Origin of the sequence: Winogradskyella psychrotolerans RS-3 (genome assembly GCF_000427335.1) — a bacterium.
Lineage (GTDB): Bacteria > Bacteroidota > Bacteroidia > Flavobacteriales > Flavobacteriaceae > Winogradskyella > Winogradskyella psychrotolerans.
In genome coordinates, this window is sequence record NZ_ATMR01000032.1 from 1 (window position 1) to 19,513 (window position 19,513).

19 protein-coding genes and 1 pseudogene are annotated in these 19,513 nt (G+C 33.8%); 13 read left to right on the forward strand and 7 right to left on the reverse strand.

Features of this window, described 5'->3' with window-relative positions:
• Positions 1–337 precede the first annotated feature (337 nt).
• Positions 338–1,396 carry a flavin monoamine oxidase family protein gene (locus ADIWIN_RS02220; RefSeq protein ID WP_020897036.1) on the forward strand — a complete coding sequence of 353 codons (1,059 nt, stop codon included), beginning with the start codon at positions 338–340 and terminating at the stop codon, positions 1,394–1,396.
• A 51-nt stretch (positions 1,397–1,447) separates the two neighbouring features.
• Here ADIWIN_RS02220 and ADIWIN_RS02225 read toward each other — a convergent pair whose 3' ends face one another.
• From ADIWIN_RS02225 to ADIWIN_RS02245, 5 genes are all read right to left on the reverse strand, one after another.
• A complete protein-coding gene (locus ADIWIN_RS02225; protein ID WP_020897037.1) occupies positions 1,448–1,705 on the reverse strand; it encodes a DUF6952 family protein in 258 nt (85 codons plus the stop codon).
• A gap of 414 nt (positions 1,706–2,119) precedes the next feature.
• Positions 2,120–2,428 carry a thioredoxin family protein gene (locus tag ADIWIN_RS02230; RefSeq protein ID WP_020897038.1) on the reverse strand — a complete coding sequence of 103 codons (309 nt, stop codon included), beginning with the start codon at positions 2,426–2,428 and terminating at the stop codon, positions 2,120–2,122.
• Positions 2,429–2,518: 90 nt separating this feature from the next.
• Positions 2,519–3,157, reverse strand: a complete 639-nt coding sequence (locus ADIWIN_RS02235; protein WP_020897039.1) for a peroxiredoxin — start codon at positions 3,155–3,157, stop codon at positions 2,519–2,521.
• Between the two features lie 299 nt (positions 3,158–3,456).
• On the reverse strand, positions 3,457–4,926 hold the full coding sequence (nhaC, locus tag ADIWIN_RS02240; RefSeq protein ID WP_020897040.1) for a Na+/H+ antiporter NhaC: 1,470 nt from the start codon (positions 4,924–4,926) through the stop codon (positions 3,457–3,459).
• A gap of 147 nt (positions 4,927–5,073) precedes the next feature.
• Complete coding sequence (locus ADIWIN_RS02245; RefSeq protein WP_020897041.1) at positions 5,074–6,273, reverse strand: aminotransferase class I/II-fold pyridoxal phosphate-dependent enzyme; 1,200 nt, start codon at positions 6,271–6,273, stop codon at positions 5,074–5,076.
• A gap of 256 nt (positions 6,274–6,529) precedes the next feature.
• Here ADIWIN_RS02245 and ADIWIN_RS02250 point away from each other — a divergent pair, with 256 nt between their 5' ends.
• From ADIWIN_RS02250 to fabV, 6 genes are all read left to right on the forward strand, one after another.
• The gene (locus ADIWIN_RS02250; RefSeq protein ID WP_020897042.1) at positions 6,530–6,988 is read left to right on the forward strand and encodes an Lrp/AsnC family transcriptional regulator; all 459 of its coding nucleotides are present in this window, start codon (positions 6,530–6,532) and stop codon (positions 6,986–6,988) included.
• 173 nt (positions 6,989–7,161) lie between these two features.
• Positions 7,162–7,932 carry a LuxR C-terminal-related transcriptional regulator gene (locus tag ADIWIN_RS02255; protein WP_040756342.1) on the forward strand — a complete coding sequence of 257 codons (771 nt, stop codon included), beginning with the start codon at positions 7,162–7,164 and terminating at the stop codon, positions 7,930–7,932.
• A 284-nt stretch (positions 7,933–8,216) separates the two neighbouring features.
• Positions 8,217–9,824, forward strand: coding sequence for a S41 family peptidase (locus ADIWIN_RS02260; protein WP_020897044.1), 1,608 nt, complete (start codon positions 8,217–8,219; stop codon positions 9,822–9,824).
• Between the two features lie 82 nt (positions 9,825–9,906).
• Positions 9,907–10,464, forward strand: a complete 558-nt coding sequence (locus tag ADIWIN_RS02265; protein ID WP_040756344.1) for a porin family protein — start codon at positions 9,907–9,909, stop codon at positions 10,462–10,464.
• 8 nt (positions 10,465–10,472) lie between these two features.
• Entirely contained in the window at positions 10,473–11,873 is a 1,401-nt protein-coding gene (gene lpdA / locus ADIWIN_RS02270; protein ID WP_020897046.1) for a dihydrolipoyl dehydrogenase, read from the forward strand.
• A 10-nt stretch (positions 11,874–11,883) separates the two neighbouring features.
• Positions 11,884–13,074: an enoyl-ACP reductase FabV gene (gene fabV, locus ADIWIN_RS02275; protein WP_020897047.1), complete on the forward strand. Its 1,191-nt coding sequence runs from the start codon at positions 11,884–11,886 to the stop codon at positions 13,072–13,074.
• A gap of 816 nt (positions 13,075–13,890) precedes the next feature.
• Here fabV and ADIWIN_RS02280 read toward each other — a convergent pair.
• On the reverse strand, positions 13,891–14,481 hold the full coding sequence (locus ADIWIN_RS02280) for a hypothetical protein (protein WP_020897048.1): 591 nt from the start codon (positions 14,479–14,481) through the stop codon (positions 13,891–13,893).
• Between the two features lie 597 nt (positions 14,482–15,078).
• On the opposite strand from ADIWIN_RS02280, the gene ADIWIN_RS02285 reads away from it, so the two are divergent.
• The 5 genes and pseudogenes from ADIWIN_RS02285 (at position 15,079) to ADIWIN_RS02300 (ending at position 17,174) form a co-directional block, all read left to right on the forward strand.
• On the forward strand, positions 15,079–15,483 hold the full coding sequence (locus tag ADIWIN_RS02285; protein WP_020897049.1) for a DUF2721 domain-containing protein: 405 nt from the start codon (positions 15,079–15,081) through the stop codon (positions 15,481–15,483).
• An 80-nt stretch (positions 15,484–15,563) separates the two neighbouring features.
• On the forward strand, positions 15,564–15,746 hold the full coding sequence (locus tag ADIWIN_RS21055; RefSeq protein WP_020897050.1) for an RNA polymerase sigma factor: 183 nt from the start codon (positions 15,564–15,566) through the stop codon (positions 15,744–15,746).
• A 50-nt stretch (positions 15,747–15,796) separates the two neighbouring features.
• Positions 15,797–16,156 (forward strand): annotated as a pseudogene (locus ADIWIN_RS21060) (RNA polymerase sigma factor); the annotation flags it as partial.
• Positions 16,140–16,322 carry a hypothetical protein gene (locus ADIWIN_RS02295; RefSeq protein ID WP_040756346.1) on the forward strand — a complete coding sequence of 61 codons (183 nt, stop codon included), beginning with the start codon at positions 16,140–16,142 and terminating at the stop codon, positions 16,320–16,322. The pseudogene ADIWIN_RS21060 and the gene ADIWIN_RS02295, both read left to right, overlap by 17 nt.
• 24 nt (positions 16,323–16,346) lie before the next feature.
• Positions 16,347–17,174, forward strand: coding sequence for a mechanosensitive ion channel family protein (locus ADIWIN_RS02300; RefSeq protein ID WP_020897053.1), 828 nt, complete (start codon positions 16,347–16,349; stop codon positions 17,172–17,174).
• 289 nt (positions 17,175–17,463) lie between these two features.
• Here ADIWIN_RS02300 and ADIWIN_RS02305 read toward each other — a convergent pair whose 3' ends face one another.
• Entirely contained in the window at positions 17,464–18,483 is a 1,020-nt protein-coding gene (locus ADIWIN_RS02305; RefSeq protein WP_020897054.1) for a formimidoylglutamase, read from the reverse strand.
• A gap of 114 nt (positions 18,484–18,597) precedes the next feature.
• On the opposite strand from ADIWIN_RS02305, the gene ADIWIN_RS02310 reads away from it, so the two are divergent.
• Positions 18,598–19,485 (forward strand): DUF8428 domain-containing protein, encoded by an 888-nt coding sequence (locus ADIWIN_RS02310; protein ID WP_020897055.1) that lies wholly within the window; start codon positions 18,598–18,600, stop codon positions 19,483–19,485.
• Positions 19,486–19,513: the final 28 nt, after the last annotated feature.

A 19,513-nucleotide genomic window follows, 5' to 3' on the forward strand; every position in this document is an offset into this window, starting at 1 on the left:
TTTCGACTTACGTTGTAAGCTATCTTCGCTCAACATATATTTTGATCTCGCTAATGCTCAACCTGACAACTCGGTTTCGACTGTGCTCAACCTGTTATAGAGGTTTCGACTACGCTCAACCAGACAAATGTGTTTCGACTTACGGTGTAAGCTATATTAGCTCAATATATATTTTGATCTCGTTAATGCTCAACCAGACAACTCGGTTTCGACTGTGCTCAACCGGACAAATAGCAAACTGACATTTTTGATATATAAGGTTTAGGTTGCATACGACTAGACGTTCATCCATAAAAATTATTGATGGATTGCCGTTAACTTATCTATCTTTGATATAATGAATAAAAGCATCGTTATAATAGGAGCCGGTCTTTCGGGATTATATTTAGGTTATCTGCTTAAAAAAGCAGGTTTTACTATTAAAATATTAGAAGCTAATGATCGCATTGGTGGCCGTATTTTTACAAAAAAGACCCATGACACCTCTGTAGAATTAGGTGCTACTTGGCTTTGGAAGTATAATAAAGACTTAATGGATTTGTGCCAAGAGTTAAAGCTGACTCTATTTGAACAAGATATGGATGGCGAGGCTTTGTTTGAAGCCACAGCAGCCCATACCGTGCAACGTTTTAAGCTTCCTGCGCATCAAGAGATAAGTTATAGAATAGCAGGAGGTACCGTAGCGTTATTAGAGCAATTAACGGCTCATTTTTCTGAAGACGAACTTCTACTGAATGCCACCGTAAATACCATTAAGGAGCAGGATAACACTATTGAAGTTATTACGGCACATTCTACATTTATAGCGGATAGTGTGGTGTCTACAATACCGCCTCAACTATTAGTGCATTCTATTGATTTTCCTGTAGCATTAGATACAGAGCTTGTACACGTGGCTAACAATTGCCATACTTGGATGAAAGATTCTATAAAATTTGCAGTTGTCTATAACACTCCTTTCTGGGAAAAGAAAGGCTTATCTGGCACTGGTTTTAGTCATGTTGGTCCGTTTACAGAGATTTACGATCATTCTGATTTTACAGATAAAAGGTTTGCCTTAATGGGTTTTTTGAATGGCAACTTAGCCACTGAAACTAAAGCTCAGCGGGAATTACTGGTTAAAACCCAGCTGTTAAAGTTTTTTGGAGACGATGGTGAAAACTATTTGTCTTATGAAGAGAAGGTTTGGAGTCAAGCGCCGCTAACGACTACAGCAACTGATACGTATTTAACTCCGCATGCTAATAATGGGCATCTTATTTTTCAAAAGGCGTATTTGAATGGTAAATTTATTGTTGCGGGTTCTGAAACGTCCCCAAGTTATGGAGGTTATATGGAAGGAGCTATTTATAGAGGGCATCAAATAGCGCTTCAATTAAAACGTCAGTTTCTATAAACAAAAAATCTCAAGCTTGTACTTGAGATTTTATGATGTTCTTTGCGCTTACTATTTATCAATAGATCCTAAGACACGTTTCATAAAATTATTAACCGCATCTTTTTTAGTGGCTCCATCTTTAATCATTTTATTCACTTCAATAGCGCCGTACATGTTAGAGATTAATTCTCCAATCACGTCTAGTTCTTCATCTTTAAGCGATGGGACTTCTGTTAAGGCTTCTAAGGTTTCAATGGTTTCAATGATGTAATCTTCGTCATTGTCTTCAATGAATTGCGTTAAGTGTTTTATTACGGGTAGTTTCATTGCTGATGGTGTTTTGTTTGTTTTGAGTAACTAGGGTTTCGACTGCGCTCAACCTGACATCTGTGTGTTATTAAGAGGTTTCGACTTAAGTTGTAAGCTATCTTCGCTCAAAATATATTTTGATCTCGCTAATGCTCAACCGGACATCCCTTGGTTCGACTGTGTTCAATCTGTTATAGAGGTTTCGACTGCGCTCAACCTGACAAATAGGTTTCGACTTACCTTGTAAGCTATCTTCGATCAAAATGTATTTTGATCTCGCTAATGCTCAACCTGACAACTTTAGTTCGATTGTGTTTAACCTAATATAGAGGTTTCGACTTACGTTGTAAGCTATCTTCGATCAACATGTATTTTGATCTCGCTAATGCTCAACCTGACATACATGACTGTGCTCATCCTAAAAATGGTATGTTACACAGCGTCGTCAACCAATTCTTTTAAAACATCGAACTTATTCGTTTGTACTTGACTTTTAAATTCACCGTTTTTGAATGTTGCAAAGGTTGGTAAATTATCTACCGTTGCTAATTTTCTACTTTCAGGAAATTTTTCAGCATCAGCAATCACAAAAGTTGCGCCTTCGTGCTCTGTTGCTAATTTCTTAAACTTAGGTTTCATTATTCTACAATTTCCACACCACGTCGCTGAATATTGTACGATTACTGTATCGTTACTATTGATAATCTCTTGTAGATTATCTTGTTCTAATTCTTGTATCATCGTTTGTTGTTTAAATAAACCTGACCGGTTTTAGAAACCTGTCAGGTTTAATTGAGATTGCCACGCTTTGCTCGCAATGACAGTAAGTTTTTAGTGAGACGCTAAATAAGCAGCAGTTCCTTTAGCATTGGCTTGCATCGCTTCTTTACCTTCTTCCCAGTTTGCCGGACAAACTTCACCTTTTTCTTGTACGTGCGTTAACGCATCGATAATTCTCAAGTATTCGTTAACGTTTCTACCTAAAGGCATGTTGTTAACGCTTTCGTGTTGGATGGTTCCTTCTTCGTCAATGATGTACGTTGCTCTGTATGTTACGTTATCACCTTCAACCGTTACTAAACCAGTTTCTTCATCAAATTGTTCGTTGAAAATATCTAAGATCCCTAAAGCTGAGGCTAGGTTACGGTTAGAATCTGCTAAAATTGGGTATGTTACGCCTTCAATTCCACCATTATCTTTAGATGTGCTTAACCAAGCAAAGTGTACTTCGGCTGTATCACAAGATGCACCAATTACAAGGGTGTTTCTTTTTTCGAATTCACCTAAAGCGGCTTGAAATGCGTGTAATTCTGTTGGACAAACAAAAGTAAAATCTTTTGGGTACCAGAATAATACTACTTTTTTATTGTTATTACGTGCTTCTTCTAGAACGTTCACTTTAAAAGTGTCGCCCATATCATTCATTGCGTTTACGTCTAAATCTGGAAATTTTCTTCCTACTAATGCCATGTTTTTATAGTTTTAAATTGATTATTAATTTTATGAATTCATTTAAGTTTTTTTGTTGAAGCGAAACAGGATTATTTTTTACTCAATTGAAGTTTTTTTTGAACTGCATAGTATCGCTACGGAGTAATAAAAAGACAAAGAGTGAGTGAAAAAGAACATGTTGCAGCCAATTGAAAAAAGCTTAAATCAATTCTGGACAAAGATACTTTTCATTAGGGAATTAATACGTTAAGCAAATTTTAATTTTTTATAAAGCGATAGATTTTGACTATGCTAAATTTATTTTTAATAAATAAAAACTATTTAGCTTTTAGCATTTTAATTTTAAGATTTAAAGCAGCAAACAATAAGGTTGTAAATGGACTTAGCCAGTTGAAAATGGCATATATAAAGTATTCACCAACACCTACACCTAAAACACCACTTTGGTAAGCACCACAGGTGTTCCAGGGAATTAGAACAGAGGTAACAGTCCCAGCATCTTCTAATGTTCTACTTAAATTTTCGGGAGCTAAGCCTTTATCTATATACGCTTGTTTAAACATTTTTCCTGGAATAACAATCGCTAAATACTGGTCTGAAGCAATAAGATTTAAGCCTAAACAACTTAAAACAGTACTAGCAAACAACCCGAATATCGACGTAGCGATTGTTAATAAGGCTTTTGTGATGCGGGCTAGTGCTCCTATGCCATCCATGATGCCACCAAAAATCATGGCACATATAATTAAATAGATGGTCCAAAGCATGCCTTCCATACCTCCAGCTGAGAATAGATCATTCAATTTTTCATTATCTGTAACGATAGCCGTATCGGTGAAAATTGAATTTGTAATAGCCGTAAATTTAGATTCAGAAAGCCCTTCTAAAATATTACCTTGAAAAACGAACGCAAAGATAATTGCTAGGACAATCCCTGAAGCTAATGCTAATAAAGGCTTTGTTTTTAGTAAGATTAAGCTCACTACACCAACAGGCACTAAAAATAACCATGGTGAGATATTAAAGGTTTGATCTATAGACGCAAGGAGGTTACTGATATCCGCACTTCCGGTTGTATCTATATTGAAACTAATAATTCCAAAAACAACAAGAGTGATGATAATAGTAGGTACGGTTGTAATGGCCATGTATTTAATGTGCGTAAACAAATCCGTGCCAGCCATAGCAGGTGCTAAATTAGTGGTATCACTTAAGGGCGACATTTTATCTCCAAAATACGCACCAGATATCACGGCTCCGGCAATCATACCTGGATTAATACCTAATGCGGTTCCGATACCAACCAAAGCAATACCAACCGTTGCAGAGGTGGTCCAAGAACTGCCTGTTGCAATTGAGATGACAGCGGCAATAATAACAGAAGCTGGTAAGAATATTTCGGGACTTAATACTTGTAAGCCATAATAGACCATAGCAGGGATGACACCACTAACGAGCCATGTACCCGCTAAGGCTCCGACTAAGAATAAAATCATGATTGGCACAAACACACTTCTCAGATTTTCCCAAACCTCTTTTAGCATAACACTGAGGCTAACTTTATTTAAAAAGCCAACAACGGCAGCAACTGCGCCACCTAACACTAAAATAATTTGATTGGTATACGCTCCAAGCCATTCTTGGTCTTCAACGAAAAAGATGTTATAGGCTAACATGGCCATTAGAATTACAACAGGTATAAGTGCTTCAAAAAAACTAAGTTCTTTATTGTCAATAATTACTTGATCTTCTGTTTTAATCTCACTTAGGTTGTCGTTTTCTTGCATTTTAATTCGGTTTAGTGTCGTAATGTTACGATTTTGTTAAGCCATTTGCAAATGGAATACTAATCATAGAATAGGATGCAAAAAAAAGGTTAGACGCTTACTAATATATAAGCCTCTAACCTTTAATTATATAGGTGCGATTTTAATTTAAAGAATATTTAATTCTTCCATGCAGGCTTTCATCATGTTATAAGTACGTTCAATATCCGCATCTAATCCAATAGAAAACCGAATTAGGCCATCGCTTAATCCCATTTCTGCTTGTTCATCTTCTGGGATTTCAGAAGAGGTAGAGCTACCTGGTGCGCTGAATAAAGTTTTGTAGAATCCTAAACTCACTGCCAAATACCCAAGGTTGCGTTCTTGCATCATTTCCATTAAGGCATTGGCTTTATCTAAAGATCCTACATCAAGGGTCATCATACCACCAAAACCGTATTTTTCATTCATCATGGATTTGAATAACTCGTGCGATGGGTGAGAGGCTAAACCTGGATATACCGTTTTTAAACCGTCTTTTTCAAAGCGTTCGGCTAAATAGGTGGCATTATAGCTGTGTTGCATCATTCTAATATGCAAGGTTCTTAAATTCTTTAAAACAGAAGCCGAACGTAAACTATCCATGGTAGATCCTAATAACATAGCCGCTCCACTGTTGACGTTTCGTAAATCGTCTATAAGTTCTTGTGTACCGCAAACGACTCCACCAACCGTATCAGATGAGCCGTTAATAAATTTGGTTAAACTATGCACTACAATATCGGCACCTAAATTAATTGGTGAGATAGATAAGGGTGAAAAGGTATTATCTACAATCAGTTTCAGATTGTGTTTTTTAGCTATGGCAGCCAAACCTTTAATGTCAGCAACTTCTAACAATGGGTTACTAACGGACTCGCAATACAACACTTTAGTTCTTGGTGTAATTGCTGCTTCAACAATCTCTAATTTAGTGATGTCAACAAAGGTTGTGGTTATACCTAAACGCGGTGTAAAGTTCTTTAAGAAGGCATAGGTGCCTCCGTAAATGGTTCTGCTACTTACCACATGGTCCCCAGCATCGCAAAGTTGCAGTAAAACCGGAGTAATGGCTCCCATACCTGAAGCTGTAACGGTTGCGGTTTCGGTGCCTTCCATAGCCGCTAAGGCTTCTCCTAAGTATAAGTTGGACGGAGAGGAATGGCGTGAGTATAAATAACAACCATCTGCATTACCTTCAAAGGTATCGAACATGGTTTTTGCTGATAAAAAGGTATACGTTGATGAATCTGAAATGGATGGGTTAACACCACCGAATTCCCCAAAGTATTGTAAGTCTTGTATATTGTTTGCAGGTTTAAAAGTCATGTGTTTATTTTTATTGTTTTTTAATGGTCACATGCAATTCGCTATTTACCATCTCTTTTAAGGCGATAAGATTTCGAATATGCTCGTGTCATAATAATGTGATTTTTTAATTAGTTCAGTCAAACTTCGCTATTATTAGATGATTAATCAATAGTAGAAGTGATATATAGATTAATAATCTGTAATTATTAATTTTAGTAGTTTTATTATAATTAAATTTGAGTTTTACATAATTATTTCCGAAAAAATAACACGTATGATTTTTGATGCCACTGACAGAAAATTACTTCATTTACTACAAACCGATAGTAAACAAACCAATAAAGCATTGTCGCACCAACTAAATTTATCGGTGACTGCGGTGTATGAGCGTATAAGAAAACTCGAAAAGAGCGGCATTATAAAACAGTACGTGGCTTTGGTGGATAAAAGTAAAGTGGAAAAGGATTTTGTAGCCTTTTGCCATGTGAAATTAGTGCAACACTCACAAGACTATGTCGTTAAGTTTGAACGTGAAGTAAAGAAACTCAATGAAGTTTTAGAGTGTTACCATTTGAGCGGAGATTATGATTATTTACTTAAAGTTTTGGTGAAAGATATGAAAGCATTTAGAGAGTTTATGGTCGAGAAACTTACTAAAATCGATCATATTGGTAGTACACACAGTATGTTTATGATTAACGAAGTAAAGCATACCACAGCGATTACGCTTTAAGATTATAGTGCTTTATTGTGATTATAATATATTGATTATTAGTGTTTTGTATTTCGTTTTGTCAATTGAGTTTCAATTCTAAACGTACTCGTAATCTGTTAGTTATAGTGTTTGAGGTCTATTTTATTAAAGGCTAGGCTATTGTGATTCGATAAATTTTCTAATTTTACAGTATGAGATATACTGAAATTAAGGATTTGTATAAGTTTATATTTAAATCCTACGATAAGCCATTTCTAAAAGAGCATATCGCAAAGATTATAGAGCTCGATGATTATTTACCGTATAGTTCTACTTTTTTTTGTGTTACGAATACCCAAGATTTAACCTTTGAATATATAAGTAAAAACTTTACAGCCTGCTTAGGTCTCGATGCGGGCGAGCTAAAAGTGTTGGGTATGCGCTATTTTTGGAGCCGAATTCATCCCGAGGATATTGATGCTTGGTTAAGCGCTCTTAACAGTTTAATGGAGTTTACACTTGATGAAATTCCGGAACACAAACGAAAAGACGCTAATTACACTTGGAATTTTAGACTTAAAAATAGTGATGATGTTTATGTTAATATTATTCAGAATACCACTCCTTTAGTATTTGATTCTGACGGAAAACCGATTATTGGTTTAGCACATTACACGGTTTTAGATGCTCATGTGAAAATGGACATTACGGCATCTGCAAAATTATTGAATTCTAATAGCGAATATGAGACCTTATTTTTTAATAACTTCTCTCAAAAATTATTAAAAGACGGTATAAGTAACCGAGAGCGCGATGTTATTAGGTTGTTGGTTTTAAGTAAATCTAGTAAAGAGATTTCAAAGGTGTTAAATATTAGTTCTCATACGGTAGATACACACCGAAGAAATATTTTGAAAAAGCTGAATATTTCATCCACTGGCGAACTGATTGGTATGTTAAAAATGAATCAACATTGGTTATAAAAAGCATAAATACTCAAATTGAGTATTGTGAATCCCTATATTAAAGTGCAACTTTGAAGTACTATTAAAAACTAGGGTAAAATAGGTCCATTCTTAAGATTATTGTCATTAATCGAAAGTTTGGACTATTTTTTTTCTTCAACCTTTGTTTCTCTAATGTAAAGAAATTCGAGTATTTCTAGTTTTAAACGCTATCAGAAGCAACCTTTCTTAATATTTTTACGTCTTTATAGGTATAGACTGTAATTTAGTCATCAATCAAATTTTAAATCACATCACCTAACATGAGGAAAACACTACTATTCACACTTTGTATTGCATTACTATTAGCATCCTGTGCCAGTGTTGAAAAACACAATCTACAAGTCACAAAATTGCATCCTGTTGAAGATTTACATGAAGATATAGATAAAGTTTATGACCAATTACAACGTCATCATCCGCATTTGTATCAGTTTACGTCAAAAGATGTACTCGATTTTAAGTTCGATAGTTTAAAGAATGCCATAGACGAGCCTATGGATAGTCGAACGTTTTATAAGCAACTCGCTGCGGTTACCAAATACATTGGTCAAGGCCACATGTCGTTATCTCCTCCTAGTCAACGCTTTGATCGAAAAGAAAGAAAAGCCTTAAATAAAACCAAGTTTGACCTTAATAATTTAGATTTTGAATATTTAGATGATACCCTTTTGATTGTAAACGCTAGAGGAGCAGATACTGTTTTAATAAATGCTGAAGTTTTAAAAGTTGAAGATGAAACCCCTCAGGATTTAATCAAAAACTATAATAAAATTATAGCATCAGATGGTTATAATACCACGTTTCATAATAGAGTCGCTGGCACACGTTTTATGAATTATTATGCTAATGACAAAGGTCGTTTTGATAGTATCAGTTTAACCTTAAAGCATTCAAATTCCACTTTTGTAAAACAGTATAAACGCATTTTAAAAGTTGACACCACCAGTATAAAAAATGATTCTATAAAATCAGATTCCCTTAAAGTTGCTGAGGTTAAAAAAGAAAAACTCACCAAAGCAGAGCGAAAGGCGAATAAACTAAAGTACAAAGCCCAAAGAAAATATAATCGTAGCCATGGTTATATCGCTTCGCGAAATGAATATACCCGAAATTTGAATTTTGTAGGTAAAGACAGTTCCGTCGCGTTATTAAAAATAAGAGGGTTCTCTAATGGCAACTATAAAGACTTTTACGAAGAGAGTTTTAAAACTTTAGATTCGCTTCAAACGGAAGTACTAGTTATTGATTTACGAAACAACTTTGGTGGACGCTTAAATGAAATCACCTATTTGTATTCGTATCTCACGGATGAAAATTATACCATGATTAACCGAAGTGAAGTTAATACTCGCTTTCCGCTTTTAAAGAGTGTAATGAGTAACACCACTCCAAACGCCGTTAAAGCTTTTGCAAGTCTTATGTCGCCCGTTCTTGTTACCATAGACCTTTTTAAAACTCAGAAAAAAGGGGATACCTTATATTATAAATTCAAATCCGCTAAAGAGCAAGAGCCAAAACCTTTAAATTTTAAAGGTAAAATTTATGTCTTAATTAATGGTAACTCGTTCTCGGCATCATCCATATTATCTACAAAATTACAAGGGGATAATCGTGCTACTTTTGTAGGCGAAGAAACCGGTGGTGCGTATAATGGAACCGTAGCCGGATTCTATAAAGTGTACGAAATGCCTAATACCAAAGTACGTGCACGAATAGGACTTGCGCATATTGATGCCCCTAATAAATCGGCACCAGATGGTTATGGTGTAAAACCAGATGTAGAGTTATTACCGCATTATAAGGATCGCTTACAATCTGTTGATCCGGAATTAGAATGGATTTTGGATGATGTAGAGCAGAACAAGTAAAAATTGACGTGTTAATATTGGGTTTTAAAATTCGTAAATAAGTAATCAAAATTGTATTTTTGTAGCTTATTTGTTTAATTGCATGCGATTATTAGTCGGTTTAATATTTTTGTTTAGTCTAGGTCTCAATGCTCAGGAGAACCCAATGGGATTAAAGATTGGTGGTCTTTCATCAACGATTTCGGGAGATGGTACTGACGATGTTTCGAGTGCAACAAATTTTCAGATCGGATTTTTTACAGAAGTACAGGTTTCTTCTTGGTTGTCTATTCAACCAGAATTATTGTTTTCTGTTTATGGATTTAAGGATGATTATGAAGATGGTGCAAAAATAAGATTGAGTTATGTGGTTTTACCTATTATTGCGCGCATCCACTTGTCTGAAAACTTTAGTTTTGATGTAGGACCACAAGCCGGAATATTATTATCAGCAGATGGCTTATTTGTACAAAACGGAGATTTAGATACTGCCTTTAATAGTCAGGATTTTGGATTAAATTTGGGATTTGGAATAAACTTATCAGAAATAGTCGGAGTTTCATTTAGGTATTATATAGGACTATCTAATGTGATTTCTGATGAAGACTTTAATACTAAAAATAGAGCATTTCAATTAGCATTACAATTTAAATTAAATTAATAAAAGATATGAAATCATACGATGTAGCAATAATTGGTTCTGGACCTGGAGGTTATGTAGCGGCAATCCGTTGCGCACAATTAGGCATGAAAACAGCTATTATTGAAAAATATTCAACGCTTGGTGGTACGTGCTTAAACGTAGGTTGTATTCCAAGTAAAGCCTTATTAAGTTCTTCGCATCATTACGAAGAAGCGACTAAACATTTTGAAGAACACGGTATTGAAATCCCTGGAGACATCAAAGTGAATTTAGAAAAAATGATTGGTCGTAAGCAAGCTGTTGTAGACCAAACTACAGGTGGTATTGATTTCTTAATGAAGAAAAATAACATCGATGTTTTTGAAGGTCTTGGATCTTTTAAAGATGCCACTCATATTACTATAGAAGGTAAAGATGCCCAAGAGATTGAAGCGAAGAAAATTATTATAGCTACAGGGTCTAAGCCATCAACATTACCGTTTATTACTTTAGATAAAGAACGTGTTATTACATCTACCGAAGCTTTAAAATTAAAAGAGATTCCAAAACACATGATTATCATTGGTGGTGGAGTCATTGGTTTAGAGTTAGGACAAGTGTATCGTCGTTTAGGTGCTGAGGTGACTGTCATCGAATATATGGACAGAATCTTACCAACGATGGATGCCGGTTTATCTAAAGAATTGAATAAAGTCTTTAAGAAAGCAAAATGCAATATGATGCTGTCTCACAAAGTACAATCTGTAGAGCGCCATGGAGATGAAGTGATCGTTAAAGCAGAAAACAAGAAAGGCGAAGTTGTAGAATTTAAAGGAGATTATTGTTTAGTTTCGGTAGGTCGTAAGCCATATACAGCTGGCTTAAATGCTGAAGCTGCAGGTGTAAAATTAAATGATAAAGGACAGGTTGAAGTCAACGAACATTTACAAACGTCTGCATCTAATATCTATGCGATTGGAGATGTTATAAAAGGCGCGATGTTAGCGCATAAAGCGGAAGAAGAAGGTGTTTTTGTAGCCGAAACTATGGCAGGACAAAAACCACATATCGATTATAACTTAATTCCAGGAGTTGTTTACACATGGCCAGAAGTGGCTGCTGTTGGTAAAACAGAAGACCAATTAAAAGCAGATAACGTGGAGTATAAAGTTGGTCAGTTTCCATTTAGAGCATTAGGTCGTGCTAGAGCAAGTGGAGATATCGATGGCTTTGTAAAGATCTTAGCAGATAAAACGACAGATGAAGTCTTAGGAGTTCATATGATTGGTGCACGTTGTGCCGATTTAATTGCAGAAGCCGTTGTAGCTATGGAATTTAGAGCGTCTGCTGAAGATATTTCACGCATGTCTCATGCACACCCAACATTTGCAGAAGCCGTAAAAGAAGCCGCTTTAGCAGCAACAGAAGATAGAGCATTACACGTTTAGACTATAAAATATGATAATAGAACCAAGAACTAGAGGGTTTATATGTTTAACATCGCATCCCGTTGGCTGTGAGCAAAACGTATTGAATCAGATAGATTATATTAAATCAAACCCCGTAGCTAATGGCCCAAAAAAGGTCTTGGTTATTGGCGCATCAACAGGCTTTGGCTTAGCATCTAGAATTACTAGTGCTTACGGCTCTAACGCCTCAACTATTGGTGTGTTTTTTGAAAAGCCCCCAACAGAAGGGCGTCCGGCGTCACCAGGATGGTACAATAGTGCCGCTTTTGAAGCGCAAGCGCATAAAGATGGCTTGTATGCTAAGAGTATCAATGGAGATGCATTTTCAAATGAAATTAAAGCACAAACTTTAAAATTAATTCAAGACGACTTAGGGAAGATTGATATGGTTATTTACAGTTTGGCGTCACCAGTGAGAACACATCCAGATACAGGAGAGCGTTTTAAATCTGTTTTGAAACCGATTGGAGAAACATTTACAAATAACACCGTAGATTTTCATACAGGAGTCGTAAAAGAAATTTCAATAGAGCCTTGTTCAGGTGATGATATTGATAATACGATTGCCGTAATGGGAGGTGAAGATTGGAAAATGTGGATTGATCTCTTAAAATCTGCTGATGTATTATCTGAGGATTTTAAAACTGTTGCGTATTCTTATATTGGCCCTTCATTAACAGAAGCGGTTTATAGAAAAGGAACCATTGGTCGTGCAAAAGATCATTTAGAAGCGACTGCTTTTGAAATTACAGATTCTCTAAAAGATATCAACGGAAAAGGGTATGTTTCTGTAAACAAAGCTTTAGTAACACAGGCGAGTTCTGCAATTCCGGTAATTCCGTTATACATTTCATTGTTGTATAAAGTGATGAAAGAAGAAGGGATTCACGAAGGTTGTATAGAGCAAATTGAACGTTTATTTAATGAGCGTTTATATGCTGAAGATTTACAATTGGATGAACAAGGACGAATTCGTGTTGACGATTGGGAAATGCGTGATGATATTCAAGCAAAAGTCTTAGAGCTTTGGAAAGAAGCGACTACTGAAACGTTGCCAAACATTGGTGATTTAGACGGTTATAAAACGGATTTCTTCAACCTTTTTGGCTTTAATGTTGATGGTGTTGATTATGATAAGGATGTTAATGAAATGGTTGCTATTCCTGGGTTACAGGAATAATACACGTTCATAATAATTAATTTTAAAAGCGAATTTCTATTTTAGATTTTCGCTTTTTTTTATGATAAATACTTAGGTAATATTACACAAAGTTGCACAAAGAAGGCACGGAGATTCACGGAGAGATTTGTTAAGTTTTTTAATATAGTTTTCGGAGATTGTTTTTAGCGGCTTTTCGCGAAATATTATAACACAGAGTTCCACAAAGGAGGCACGAAGATTCACGGAGAAATTCTTTTAATCTTTAACTTTTCTGTTACTAATTGACACTAACCTATAACTTCATTAAAGATTCTTACAGATTTTTGAGGTGTTATTTCTTTGCGTCTTTGCGGCTTTTTGCGAAATATAATATCACAGAGTTCCACAAAGGAGGCACGAAGATTCACGGAGAAATTATACTAAACTTCAACTTTTTCAGTAGCTATTTAACACTAATCTATAACTTCATTAAAAATTCTTACAGGTTTTTGAGGCGTTATTTCTTTGCGTTTTAGTGGCTTTTCGCGAAATATAATATCACAGAGTTCCACAAAGGAGGCACGGAGATTCACGGAGAAATCATACTAAGCTTTCACTTTTTCTATAACTTACTGAAGTTTGATACATGTTTGTTAAGGGTTCATTTCTTTGCAACTTTGCGTCTTTGCGGCTTTGCGCGAAATATTATAACACAGAGTTCCACAAAGGAGGCACGAAGATTCACGGAGAAATATTATTAAAATATAAGTCTTTTTATCTTTTAAAGATAGTTGAACGTAGTTCTGATTATTTTTCTTCACTAATCACTAATCACTAATCACTAATCACTAATCTTCAAAGTTCCTGTATCAAATCAGAAATGCGTAAGCGGTTACTATAATCATGTTCATTAATATCGCGCACAAAACAATAGGCACTAATATCTCCTGATTTTACTTTTTCAGCTAAGACTTCAACTTTAAAAGGCCCAAATTCTTCTGATTTTTCGATGTAGTAGAATTCGTGATCATAAATTATGGTGCTAACTTTCTTTTGGTATTTATCTTTTAAGAAGGCTTGGATATCTTCGACTGAATTTATATCGTCATCATAGTTGGTCGCGTTAATATACATGGCAAATTCTTCTTTGCTCTGGTTGTTTAGCACCAAAATATCATCATCCTTAAAATACGCTTTTACCGTTATGTTGCCATCTTCGGTTTCAATAGAAAAGATATTCTGAAGATTAATGTTCCAAGTTGTTTTTATCACATGATTTTTTCTGGAAATTTCAAGAATATTATCGGCTTTAAATGTATAAATCGATTTCTTTTTAGAAATGCCATTAATTAAAACCCATTGTTTATTTATAAAATGAGAATCGTGATGAACCTCATAATTAAATGGTTTTAAGTTAGGAATAGTATTATGTAGGTAATCATTCATTTAATTAGGTTTCAATACAAAGGCAGTTGCTTTGTAACGTTGCGATTTGGGTATTTATTTCTTAAAACCTGAGTTTGATATAATATTTGTTTTCAGTTTGAATGAATTTTTATTCAATTCGCAGATATATTTTTGAAGGACTAACGCGTTAATTTAAAAAAATCATGTCAAGAATTGGGAAAAATTCATCGAATCCTACGGAAAAGCTAAAAAAATGCAATCTTTTCGTATAAAATTATTGAAATATCACGATATTACTTTTATACTTCAAATCGCACTTTTTTTAGGGTTCTGGAAATTAAATCTTATATCGAACTCAGGTTTAAAGTTAAAAATTTTCTAGATGTTTTAAAACTTCTTTCTTATAACTTCGACTAATGGAAAGCGCTTTCCGATTAACTGTAACATCATCATTTGTAAACGACCGTAGGTGTTCTATAGTTAAAGTGTAAGACCTGTAGACTGTTGTGATACTTGCGCTTAAAAAAAGAAAAGAAAGAATCATATACTATGAGGTAAAATATGGCAAGCGAACTTTATAAAGTTCGCTTTTTTATTTTGGAGTGTTTTATTTCTGTAATTTTGTAAAAACAGATTATGGAAGAACTAACGCTCACAACACCAGCACTTTTATTCTCGGCAATATCGCTAATAATGTTAGCATATACCAACCGATTTTTGGCTTATGCTGCTATAATTAGAAATCTTAGTGATAAGTATTTAAAGCATCAAGACGCTTCTGTTCTCAGACAAATTAAAAATTTAAGATTAAGAATACAGTTAACGAGATATATGCAAATTGCAGGTATCTCTAGTTTATTGTTTTGCGTTTTAACGATGTTCTTAATTTATATACATTATCCTATTGTAGCCGTTTGGGCATTTGGTTTAGGATTAGTACTTCTTATTTTATCCTTATTGTTTTTAATATGGGAAATTCAAATATCAGCAAAATCTTTGCAGCATCATTTAGGAGATATTGAAAATCATTTTAAAAAATAATTTTTTAAATTTTTTGTGACCTTTATAAATATAGAGTGTCTTAAGATTAATAACCAACTTAATACTCACTAAAAAATCCCTTGACAAAAGACGCTATTCATAGTCTATCCGATGAAGCGCTCGTAGAAGCTATCGTAAAAACTAACGACACCTTGTTGTTCGAGGTGCTGTACGATAGATTTGCGACCATGGTTTATAACAAGTGTTATGGATTTGCAAATGGAGTTGATGAAGCCAAGGATTTAACTCAAGATGTTTTTTAAGGGTTTATGTCAAATTAGGAAGTTTTAAGGGGAAGTCTAAATTTTCAACATGGTTGTATGCTTTTACGTATAATCATTGTGTGAATTATGTCACTCGGAATACAGCTAAAAAGTTTGAGAAAAAATCTATTAGCACTGAGTATCTTGACATTGAGAATATAGGAGAAGATATAGATTCTACGCTTGAGTTTAAAAACATGAGAGTAGAGCAATTGAAACACGTTATGGAACTCATCTCACCAGATGATAAAATGATGTTATTATTAAAGTATCAGGATAATTTATCAATTAAAGAATTGGCCGACGTTTTAGATATAGGAGAAAGCGCGGTGAAAATGCGATTAAAAAGAGCGAAAGATAAACTTGTACATAAGTACACAAATTATACGAAAGATGGAGAATCCATTTAAGCAATTAGATAAGCCTTTACAGGAAGTCCCGCTGGAACTGAAAGAGAAAGTTATGCATGATATTGCTATAGCAAAACTCTTTTTGGAATTGGCAGAATTGTTTTCGTATAATATTGGTCATATTATAGACAGCGTAACAAGTAGACGAAAAAAAGAAAATAAGTAAAAACCCTAGTGTAATAGTATTGGTATGGAAAAAGTAACAGAATTTAAGGATATTGCTATGCAATCGTTAACTACAATGTGGTTAGAGATTACTAAAATATTCCCTAATATAGTTGGGGCATTAATTGTATTAATTATAGGTTGGATTGTAACCAAGCTTATTATTAAGCTTATTAAGAAAGTTTTAAAATTAGCAAAGGCTAATAAATTAGATGATAAATTAAATGAGATTGAGATTATAGAAGGTAAAAAACTCAATTTTGATACCGTTAAAATTGTTTCTGGTTCTGTAAAATGGATGATGTATATTATCTTATTAATAACAGCATCAGACATTATGGGATTAGATATTATTTCTAATCAAATTAGTGCGTTATTATCTTATATACCGCAATTGTTTGCGGCGTTAATTATATTTATTATTGGTTTAATTTTTGCCAATTTCGTTAAGAATAGTTTGAAAAAATTATTCGAATCAATGGATTTATCAGGTGGTAAAATGATTAGCCAAGTTGTGTTTTTCTTATTACTGACATTTATATCTATTACAGCTTTAAATCAGGCTGGTATCAATACAGATATAATTACCAATAATATTAATATGATAATAGCCGGCTTCTTGTTAGCCTTTTCCATCGCTTTTGGTTTGGGAGCAAGGGAAGTTGTCGCTAAATTATTGAACACATTTTATGCACGTAAGACTTTTGAAATTGGGCAGAAAATTATTTTTAATGATAAAATTTATGAAATAGAGGCTGTAAAAAGTATCTCTGTTATATTAAAAAATTCAGAAGGAAAACTTATTGTTCCTATTAAAGATATAGTAGAGAATCAAGTACAAATGCAGGATTAATTATAAGGTTAGGGTTATAGGTTTTATGTTTACATAAAGTGTGATCTTGCATGTGCTTGAAATAGTTAAAACCCTATTTATTAATTTAAATAGGGTTTTCTATTCAATGAATAAATGATTTACAAATTCCCGAAAGCAAAATTAAGGATGTAAATAATTAATAATCATGATGTTTATTGCGTCTGCAATCCGTAGTGATAACTTTTTTTAATTGAAGTTGGATATAAGAATATCAATTAGCTTTTAGTAGTCTATTCTTTTAAAACTGTTAAAAGACAAAGTGTTTGTCTTAATGCCGATTAGCACGAATAAAATCAGAAATTAAATACGTAATCAACTTTCCAACTTTGGTGTCTTCATTAGTAGTTGGTGCAGCTTCACAAATATGTAGATATGCAGCATTTTGATGTTTACCCAAAGAATTCACAAATTGTCTCGCTTGTTTTACATTAAAGCCACTTGGCGTCATAGCGCTACTTGGTATGTTTTCAATAGCATCGCAATCAATTTCAATTCCGAAGGTAGTATTAGAAACATGATCTAAAGCAGTTTTCATTTCGGAAATAAAATCGAGTTCATTTCTTACCTCTAGAGCTTCATACGTATTGTATTCTATAAATTTTACTTTCTTCATCGTTTTTAGTAACGTGTCAGAAGTGTAGTTTTCATGCAAGCCAAAAATAAAATAGTTTTTTAAAAACCCTTCTGCAAAGGCATAACTAAATCCGTTACCACTATGTCTGCCTTCTTCAGCTCTAAAATCAGAATGAGCATCAAAATTCACCACATTTATTTTTCCGTTGTTGGCTAAAGCACAACCTTTAATATTACCATAAGCATTATTGTGACCTCCTCCGATAATAATTGGAGTTTTACCAGCTTTAATAATAGAAGCTACGACATGTGTAACATCTCTATCTATGGTTTCCACAAGATTTCTAACTTTGGATATTTGCTTTTTTTTAGATAAATCTAAATGAGATAAAGATTCATGTTGCTCAGCATAATCTAAATGACCAAGTATTAAAACGCGTTTAGCATCCGTAAAATCATTACTTTGGATATTTAATAAAACTTTTAGAGTTGTGTCCCAAGCTTTGTAAGGGCTTGGTTTACCGTAGTTTGCTATTATGCCAATATCTTCTGTTATTCCAAAAATAACATAGTCAACATCTAAATTAACAATGCTATCGTATATCTTAGTGAGGTTAGGTATTAACTGAATATGTTCTCCAAATTTTGTTTCACCTTTGCGTTTCGTTAAAAGCTGTTGTTTGTCTTTTTCTGTAAATAAAATAAGATGCTCCATTTGGATAAATAATTTTAATAATAGATTAAAAGTACATTTTTATTTAATTACTTTCACTTCAAATTAACATTTTAAAAAAAACAAGAATTAACAATATTAAAAACCAAACAATTTATGGAAGGTTCACAAAAATCAAGTACAGGATTAAAAGTAGGCTTAGGTATATTATTAGTATTATTCTTAGTCACGGCTTTCTACACATCTAAACTTTACAGCGAAAAGCAAGAGAATGAAAAGATGCTAGTCAATGAAAAGAAACAAGTGATGAATGATCTTAATAACATGGCCAAAGATTATGATGAAGCTATTGCTGAAAGTGAAGTTAAAAATCAAGATTTAATTGCTGCAAGAGAACGTATCCAGGGTTTAATGGATTCTTTAAAAGTATCTCAAAATAGCGTTGGTAGTCTATGGAACTACAAAAAGAAGTACATGGCTTTACAAGAAGAAATGGACATTCTATTAACTGAAAACGATCGTTTAAAAGGTGAAAATCAATACTTAGCCTCATCTTTAGATAGTACACAAGTTCAGTTGGCTGAACGTACAATGTTTACAGACTCATTATTAGTTCAGAACACAGAACTTACAACTGTTGTTAAAGATGCCGCTGCATTACAAACTGTTGGTTTAGTTGGTATGGGCGTTATTGAGAGAAATAATGGTAAACAAATACCAACAGAACGTGCAAGACGAAGTGATAAAATTAAAGTTTGTTTTACTGTCGCTAAAAATATGCTTACCGAAGGAGGAGATAAAGAACTATACGTTCAAGTTATTGATCCTAAAAATAATGTCTTAGGTTCTAACGATCAGATAGAATTTGAAGGGCAGACATTAAATTACAGTTTAATTAGTAGATTTAACTACGAAAATAGAAACTTGAATATCTGTGAATACATTAATGAATTGGAAGATTCTAAATTTGAAGAAGGACGTTATACTATAAATGTATTTAATGATAAAGCCTTAATTTCTACTTCAGAATTTGAATTGAAGTAAAAAGGTCGTTGATTGATTCATAAAAAAA